This window comes from Rhizobium esperanzae (genome assembly GCF_002204185.1).
In the GTDB taxonomy this organism is placed as follows: Bacteria; Pseudomonadota; Alphaproteobacteria; order Rhizobiales; family Rhizobiaceae; genus Rhizobium; species Rhizobium esperanzae.
In genome coordinates this window covers 1-1,853 of the sequence record NZ_MXPU01000052.1, presented here as the reverse complement: position 1 = coordinate 1,853, position 1,853 = coordinate 1, and the positions used below count along the sequence as shown (strand labels likewise).

At 58.3% G+C, this 1,853-nt stretch carries 3 protein-coding genes and 1 pseudogene; all 4 read left to right on the top strand.

Features of this window, described 5'->3' with window-relative positions:
• Positions 1-297 (top strand): annotated as a pseudogene (locus B5E41_RS30840) (nitrogenase component 1); the annotation flags it as partial.
• A gap of 25 nt (positions 298-322) precedes the next feature.
• Positions 323-811, top strand: a complete 489-nt coding sequence (locus tag B5E41_RS30835; protein ID WP_088397325.1) for a NifX-associated nitrogen fixation protein — start codon at positions 323-325, stop codon at positions 809-811.
• Positions 812-835: 24 nt separating this feature from the next.
• Positions 836-1,039, top strand: a complete 204-nt coding sequence (locus B5E41_RS30830; RefSeq protein ID WP_088397324.1) for a CCE_0567 family metalloprotein — start codon at positions 836-838, stop codon at positions 1,037-1,039.
• Positions 1,036-1,353, top strand: a complete 318-nt coding sequence (fdxB, locus tag B5E41_RS30825) for a ferredoxin III, nif-specific (RefSeq protein WP_007637976.1) — start codon at positions 1,036-1,038, stop codon at positions 1,351-1,353. Before B5E41_RS30830 ends, fdxB begins: the two co-directional genes overlap by 4 nt.
• Positions 1,354-1,853: the final 500 nt, after the last annotated feature.

The following is a 1,853-nucleotide window of genomic DNA, read 5'->3' as shown; positions in this document are numbered from 1 at the left end:
CCCTCGCTCAATGCTAAAGTCCAGGACGTCTTCGACGAGCCTGCCTGCGAGAAGAACCGCAGCAAGGATTCCAAGGCGCGTAAGAACGGCTGCTCGAAGCCGCTGATCCCCGGGGCGGCAGCCGGCGGATGCGCTTTCGATGGCGCCAAGATCGTGCTGCAGCCCGTCACTGACGTCGCGCACCTGATCCACGGGCCTCTCGGCTGTGAGGGCAATTCCTGGGACAACCGAGGATCGGCTTCCTCAGGTCCAACGCTCTGGCGCACGAGCTTCACGACCGACCTTACTGAAACCGAAGCCTTTCGATGAGGAGGACTAGGACATGGGTACATTGACAGGAAGTACGGATGGCCCTGCTGTCAAGGAGGATGGGGATCTCGCCACCCCTTTTCTCAGATGCCTTATAAGGCTCATCCGCGCTCAGGATGCCCATGGGGCGTGGGAGGGCAAATCGGACGCTGACCTGCTGGCCGACTTCATCCTCACCAAGGAGCAGCGCCGTAAGATCCCGATCATCGGCGATCCCGATCCGGATGTGCTGTGGAGGCTCCAGAATTTTTACAGTTGCGTGGGGCTTGTGATCGAAGAGTGCACAGGCCTGTTGGCATCGCCGATCATGACGATCGGCCATGAGGGCTTCGGCCGCGTGCTTTTCACGACTGGACGGTTGGTCGTTCTGTCGAAGACCCTGCGCGATGTCCACCGGTTCGGCTTTGAGACGCTTGGGAAACTCGCCGAGGTCGGCAACAAAATGGTCGATGACGCGATTGCAGTTATCGAAACCTATCCCGACGTTGCGCGGGCATCATGAAATCAGTTTTCGAGGAAAGAGATCATGCCAAACATTGTGGAGCAGCTGAAGAAGGTCCGTAAGCTGCAGTCACGTGCCGCCACTGCGAAAATGGCGTTGCACGATCTTGCCGAGGACCTTCCGATTAATTGGGCTAAGATCAAGACCATTGCTGGAGAGACGTTCGACGCCTCCGCCGAGTTGAACGCTGCGAAGGAAGAGCTCGCCGCATTGGAGAATTCACGATGACCGGCTCTTTCGTCACGCGCGACGGCTCCAGCTGGGTGCCGGAGTACCTGACCTGCATCGATGCTGCAACCTGCATCGGCTGTGGCCGATGCTTCAAAGTCTGCTCTCGCGAAGTCATGCACCTCTATGGCGTCGATGAAGCGGGTGGAATCCTCGGCATCTGCGACGACGAGGATGAAGACTTCGATGGCGAGCTCAATCGTATGATCATGGTTGTCGACCAGGCCGGCCGATGCATTGGTTGCGGCGCCTGCGCGCGCGTCTGCCCGAAGAACTGTCAGACCCATGTCGCGGCAGACAAGGTTACTGCGTGATCTTGCGAACAAATCAGGAGAACGCTGTTGCCTTCATCTCGTTTGTTGCCTCCTGCTGCTCGTACTCTGCGCAAGCCAACGAACGAAGTTACTTCCTGTGGCATTCCATCCACAAAGTTAGCGTTGCGATGGTGGCTAGTTCATCGCTTCTTCAGTGAAGCTTTTTCAAAAGCGCGAAGTGGCGATCGCTGTCTCGTCGCCTTCGGCGATGAACCGATTATCCGGTTGCCAAGGCAGATGCCCCGTGATCGGATCGCCACACATCGTGACATTCGTGTCCCATGCCGGTTCCGCGGATGCGGATGCGGCGGTTTCTACCCAGATGACGGCCGGTGTAAAGAAGGCACTGCGCTTGCACGCAATGTCTCGCGCAAGCTGACCGTCAAGGCAAACACCAGTGCGCGGCTGACGGAGGCACTTGCGGCGAGGACCGCAACGTCACTTTCCACCCCGCAGGCTCAATACGATCCGGCACAGGACGATCCTGAGCGCGATTGAAT